Annotated in this window: 5 protein-coding genes; all 5 read left to right on the forward strand. The window is 65.5% G+C overall.

The features are described 5' to 3' along the window. Positions 1-12: 12 nt before the first annotated feature. Positions 13-510 (forward strand): type VII secretion system-associated protein, encoded by a 498-nt coding sequence (locus QF027_RS40380; RefSeq protein WP_307080377.1) that lies wholly within the window; start codon positions 13-15, stop codon positions 508-510. 632 nt (positions 511-1142) lie between these two features. Continuing rightward, the gene (locus QF027_RS40385; RefSeq protein ID WP_307080379.1) at positions 1143-4847 is read left to right on the forward strand and encodes an AAWKG family protein; all 3705 of its coding nucleotides are present in this window, start codon (positions 1143-1145) and stop codon (positions 4845-4847) included. Continuing rightward, the gene (locus QF027_RS40390; RefSeq protein WP_307080380.1) at positions 4844-5356 is read left to right on the forward strand and encodes a YbaB/EbfC family nucleoid-associated protein; all 513 of its coding nucleotides are present in this window, start codon (positions 4844-4846) and stop codon (positions 5354-5356) included. Before QF027_RS40385 ends, QF027_RS40390 begins: the two co-directional genes overlap by 4 nt. Further along, on the forward strand, positions 5349-5702 hold the full coding sequence (locus QF027_RS40395) for a hypothetical protein (RefSeq protein WP_307080382.1): 354 nt from the start codon (positions 5349-5351) through the stop codon (positions 5700-5702). Before QF027_RS40390 ends, QF027_RS40395 begins: the two co-directional genes overlap by 8 nt. A 315-nt stretch (positions 5703-6017) precedes the next feature. After that, positions 6018-6305 carry a hypothetical protein gene (locus QF027_RS40400; RefSeq protein ID WP_307080384.1) on the forward strand — a complete coding sequence of 96 codons (288 nt, stop codon included), beginning with the start codon at positions 6018-6020 and terminating at the stop codon, positions 6303-6305. Positions 6306-6311: the final 6 nt, after the last annotated feature.

Consider the following 6311-nt stretch of genomic DNA (forward strand, 5'->3'; position numbering starts at 1 on the left):
AGGAGATAAACGGTGGCAGATCTGACCCACCTCGACGCCAACGGCCTGCAGACCTTCGTCGACAACGACGTGGCCGACTTCATCGACGCTCTGAAGCGCATTCGTGAGGACGACTCCGACGTCAAATCCGTCCACAGTGCCGTCGCGGGCTATGACAGTAGCGATGACGAGGTGGGCCGCAACAAGTTCCTGGTCATCGGTGGCCTGAACACGGACGCCGAGCCACAGGGCAAGGCCCTGATCGATGCGGTCACCAGCGCAGCGAAGGGGATCGACGAGTTTTTCTCCGCGCAGCAGTCTCTGTTCAAGAACATCGACAGTGACCTGAGGGAGACCATCAAGACCCTGTTGAAGACGCAGCAGGAGAGCTTGGCCGGCATCAAAGCACAGGAACTCCTCGACGTCTTTTCGAACCTCGACAGTGCTTCGAGTGCTGGTGCCGGTGCCGGTGCTGTTTCGGGTGCTGGTGCTGGTGCCAGTGCTGTTTCGGGTACCGCCACGACTTCGTGACACCACGGGTACGCGGACTCGGATGTGGCGGCGCTGCCCTCGCCGTTGCTGTCCATGCTGCCGTCGGGACCGGACCTGGACCCCGGAGTGGCCGAGGGCGGTGGCAGCGCCACGATCACGCCTCCGGCCTGCGGAAACACCTCCGGAGGGTCGGGCCGGTCCCCCGTCGCCCGCGGGGAGGGCCCCGGGAACCTGACCGGGTCTGCGTCGCCGGCCGCCGGGTGACGGGGGCAGGAGGCGTGGCGCGGTGTACGAAGGGGCAGAGTTCGAGGGCCGATAGCTCAGAAGTTCCTCAACCGTGAGCGCTTTCACCACGATCGGGCCCTAGCCTTCTGCCGATCCTCCGAGTGACCGCCGAACAAGGAGCAGCTCTGTGTCAGGCGATGGACAGGGGTCTGGCGCACAGGCGACCCGTAACGGCATGCATGCCCTGGAGTCCGCTCCGACCGGCATCACGAAGTACCCGTCAGGACCTGACCGTGGCGCGGCCGGTGGCGCCCGCGGGGCGAGGCTGGGGCCTTCGGTGTTCCGTAGCCATGTCTCGCAGGTCGACAGCCGGATCGGGCAGTTCCACGCCCTAGCCCGGCGTATGCCCCCCCCATCCCCCTCCCTACCCCGCGGAGCGCACCGCTGTGACTGAAACCGACCTCTGGGCCCTGGCGGTAAAACAGTTCACCGGATATCCCGTGCCCAGCAGGGACACGCTTTTCGATCCGACGAAGAACCAGCTCTTCCATGTCGATTTCGAGCACATGAAGATGCAGCCGGTAAATCTCAAAGAGATGGGCATGGGGGCCATCGAGGGCGATGACTACGACCTCGTGTTCTACACCTCCGGCGGGGACGGCCAGCACGACGGCGTGAAGATGGTGCGGACGAAGATCCATTTCGATGGGATGCCCAAGGACGGTCTTACCGGTTCCACCGGGCCCTGGGCGTCCGAGACCAGCACGATCGCGCAGTACATCGCGGGAAGTAGGGCAGCCCTCGACACGTTGCTCGCGGAGCACACCACCAGCGACTTCCCCGTAACCAACGGACTGAGTGTGGCGACGACGGACGTCGTCGATCTCAAGTCGTTCGAGCGGATGGCCCAGGCGTTCGACCGGGCGAAGAAGTTCTTCGAAGACCGTTCCAGCACGTTGGGTCAGTGGGAGGAGTCCCTGGGCGAGGAGCAGGCCGCGTGGAAGGGGCAGGCGGCCGAGGTGTTCAGGTCGCTGATTCTCCAGTTGCACAAGAACTACGAAGGCTATGTGCACCAGCTCGGTGGCAGGGGCTACAGGGCCGGAGGTTCCACGGTCGACGGTTACACGCCCAGTTCCAGGTTCGGCAGTGCGTTGGCGGCTGGCCAGCAGTGGCTGTACTACACCGCCGACAGCCTGCGGGGAACGTGGGACAGTTGGGCCGAGGGGGCCAAGCACATCCCGCACCGGTGGTTGGTGGACGTGCTGGACGAACTGCAACAGTGGTTGTTCCAGAACAACATCACGCAGGTCAACAAGCATGAGGTCTTGGCTACAATGATCACTGCTGGGCGCGAGACGACCTGGGAACCAGCTAGCACCAAGTACACCACCACTGGCGCCTTCCTGCAGACCCATCCCAGCTACGGGGACCTCTCGAATCCTGACAGCTGGACGAAGATCGCCGACGAAGCGGTCAAGCGGTGGGCGGCTCACACCGCCGACACGGCAGACCCGGGTGCCAGGAAGGCGCTGCGCGAGCTCAACAATCATTGGCTTGCGGAGTCCGAGATCCTGGCCCAGCCACTGACGACCAGTGACACCAGCCCTCTGGCGCAGTCGGGGGCTGTCGACGGCACCACCGAGAGCCTCGGCAAGGCACTCACTGACCTGAACAACAACATCAACGACGGCATGACCGATCTGAACAACAACATCAACGACGGCATGGCCGGCATGAGCAACGGCATCAACGACGGCATGGCCGGCATGAGTGACGGCATGACCGCTCTGAACAGCGGTCTGAACAGCGGTCTGAACAGCGGTCTGAACAGCGCTGGCGCCGGGCTGGGAGGAGACCTCCAGAACCTCAACGCCGACACCGGAGCCGTCCAGACCACAGGTTCCGGTGGGGCGGGCACCACTACTCAGCCGGATGGTTCGGTCACTTCGTCGCAGCTGAACCCGTCGGTGAGTTCGCTGACCACGCCGGGCGGGGTGATGAGTAGCGGCACTGTCGATCCGGGGTCGGCAGTGACGAATGCGGACGGTAGTACGTCGTTGTTGAACCCGGACGGTTCGGTGACCACGACGTTCCCGAACGGGACCGTCCAGACCACAGGTTCCGGTGGGGCGGGCACCACTACTCAGCCGGATGGTTCGGTCATTTCGTCGCAGCTGAACCCGTCGGTGAGTTCGCTGACCACGCCGAGCGGCGGTACGACCACGTTGAACCCTGATGGGTCGCTGGCCACCACTTTTCCCGATGGCGGCTTCAGCCTCCTCAACCCGGCCACCGGGAAACTGACCACCACATCCCGGGACGGCAGGACGAAGAGCAGTACCGTCGATCCGGGTATGGCGGTGACGAATGCGGACGGTAGTACGTCGTTGTTGAACCCGGATGGTTCGGTGACCACGACGTTCCCGGACGGGACCGTGCAGACCATAGGTTCCGGTGGGGCGGTCGCCACCACTCAGCCGGATGGCTCGGTCGTCTCGTCGCAGCTGAATCCGTCGGTGGGTTCGCTCACCACGCCGAGTGGCGGTACGACGTCGTTGAACCCTGGTGGGTCGCTGGCGACGCACTTCGCTGACGGGTCGACGCAGACGGTGGATCCGGTCACCGGTGCGGTCACGACGACGTCGCCGGGCGGGGTGACGAGCAGCAGTACCGTCGATCCGGGTATGGCGGTGACGAATGCGGACGGTAGTACGTCGTTGTTGAACCCGGATGGTTCGGTGACCACGAAGTTCCCGGACGGGACCGTGCAGACCATAGGTTCCGGTGGTGCGGTCGCCACCACTCAGCCGGATGGCTCGGTCGTCTCGTCGCAGCTGAATCCGTCGGTGGGTTCGCTCACCACGCCGAGTGGCGGTACGACGTCGTTGAACCCTGGTGGGTCGCTGGCGACGCACTTCGCTGACGGGTCGACGCAGACGGTGGATCCGGTCACCGGTGCGGTCACGACGACGTCGCCGGGCGGGGTGACGAGCAGCAGTACCGTCGATCCGGGTATGGCGGTGACGAATGCGGACGGTAGTACGTCGTTGTTGAACCCGGATGGTTCGGTGACCACGAAGTTCCCGGACGGGACCGTGCAGACCATAGGTTCCGGTGGTGCGGTCGCCACCACTCAGCCGGATGGCTCGGTCGTCTCGTCGCAGCTGAATCCGTCGGTGGGTTCGCTCACCACGCCGAGTGGCGGTACGACGTCGTTGAACCCTGGTGGGTCGCTGGCGACGCACTTCGCTGACGGGTCGACGCAGACGGTGGATCCGGTCACCGGTGCGGTCACGACGACGTCGCCGGGCGGGGTGACGAGCAGCAGTACCGTCGATCCGGGTATGGCGGTGACGAATGCGGACGGTAGTACGTCGTTGTTGAACCCGGATGGTTCGGTGACCACGAAGTTCCCGGACGGGACCGTGCAGACCATAGGTTCCGGTGGTGCGGTCACCACCACTCAGCCGGACGGCTCGGTCACCACCACGCACCTCAACGGCACACCCGGCGGCAGCAGCACCGTCGGTAGCGCGTCACTGCCTGCCGGCGGCAGGTCCACCGTCAGCCTGTCCGATCTCTCCAGCGTTCCAGCCCACACCTCCGGCGGGTCTGCAGCCTCAGTCCTGTCCTCGGACAACAGTGGCCTGAAGAGCGCCGGCGGCAGCTCCTTCGAGGAGTACGACAGCACCCCGTACACCGGAGGCGTGCTTGGCGCACCCACCAGCGGCTCGACCGCCTCCACGGCGAATGCGGCCGGCGGCGGAGTGCCGTTGAACCCCATGGCGATGGGTGGCATGGGGGGCATGGGTGCAATGGGCGGCATGGGTGGCATGGGTGGCATGGGCGGAGGCCAGGGATCGAACAACGAACGCGTCCGCAATGTGCTGAGCGACAGCGACGGCGCCAGCCTGCGCAGGTCGAAGTCGCGGTCGCGTGCCGCGGGGGCCGACGAGGAAGAGGACGTGGTCTTCACCCGGGCCGGACGGCCCGTCACCACGTCATCTCCTTACAGTGCGACGGGCACTCCTCATGGTCAAGGCGGCCAGGCCACCGAATCGGGCGCCCGCGAACGGGCCAACTGGACACAGGAGGAAGAGGACGTGTGGGGCACGGATGAAGGAGGCGCTCCGGCGGTGATCGGACGATGAACAAGGGAAAGGGCAGCGGCGACGACGCGGCTCAGGAGCCGGTGGCGCCGTCAGCGTCGATCGAGGAAAGGCTGGCCCAAGCCATGGCCGAACTCGAAGCCACCCAGGAAGCAGTCGCGAAGGCCGAGACGGAACTGCGCGACGCCTCGTTCACCGTGCGCTCCAGGGACCGGGCGGTGGAGGTCACGGTGGGACATCAGGGGGAGTTGACAGCACTGAGGTTCCTGGAAGGCAAATACCGGAACATGTCGGCGGGCGAACTCGCCGGCAGTGTGCTGGAGGCGGCGGAAAGGGCCCGGACACAGATGTCCCGGCACGTGATGGAGACGTTCCAGCCCTTCACCCAGCCGAGCGCCACGGCGCCCGAACTGACCGGGGTGGACATCGACTGGGCTGCGATTTTCGGGCCCTCCGTCCAGGAGGAGCCGCAGGCCGTGGCCGGCCGCCACACCAGGAACCGGCTGCGCGACGAGATCGGCGAGGACACGGAGGACGAGCACGATGTCTGATGGCAACACCTACATCGCGAACGCGGACGAGGTCCGCGGAGCGGCGGCCGTCCTCAACCAGATCGAGAAGGCAGCGCGTCAGATGCTGGATGACTTCCGCGCCGGCGTGAGCGAAACGGTCGGCTGGGAGGGACAGAACGACAGTTACGCCCGGTCGGTTAAGAAGGATGTGGCTAAGCAGGACAGTGGGGTGACGACTGTCACGGCGGCGGTGGCGGACGCGGTCGCCGGTATCACCAACGGCACTGTCGCGAATGCGGACAACATCACGCGCACGCAGGCAGGGAACCTCGATGCGATTCGTCAGGCCGGCGCTGCCTCCGGCGATACGGGACATCGCCGCTGAACACGCTGGGTGGTCGTCGGAGTCGGATTGAGCCACTCAGCGTGAGGGCGGCCGGGGCGGATGCCCCGGCCGTGAAGCGCACGCAGGGGGCGCCGTCGTCTGTACCGTCTGCGAGCTGCTGCGCCGCAACGAGGATGACCTCACCCACGGCCAATACACCCTGGCGAAAGACGAGTTGACGCAGACGGGACTTACGGATGGCAGATCTGAACCGGCTGGCGGGCCAAGGAACCGCTGCGTGACCTGCTCCACCTCGCTGTCACGCACACTCGCACTCATCCAGACCGCTCCGCGATCTCCGTCACCCACCACCGCTTGCACGCTCACGTCACCGACCGCGCCCACCTGCCCGGACTCGGCACCCTCGCCGAGACCGTGACCAGTGGCGGGAACGGCACCGAGGTGTGCCTCACTCCTGACGTCACCAGCGCCGCCGGTGCAGGGAACAACGGCGTGATCAAGCTCGGAGGGCGTAATGCGTTCGGCTTCCACAACCGCGAGAACCAGCACCTGCGGTCACGTTGTGCAACCACTCGTGCGAGCTCCCCGCCGCCTCAGCCACCACAAAATTTGAAAACCCGCGAAATGAATACGAAGAAGTGACTTTTT

Origin of the sequence: Streptomyces canus, assembly GCF_030816965.1 — a bacterium.
Classification (GTDB): domain Bacteria; phylum Actinomycetota; class Actinomycetes; order Streptomycetales; family Streptomycetaceae; genus Streptomyces; species Streptomyces canus_E.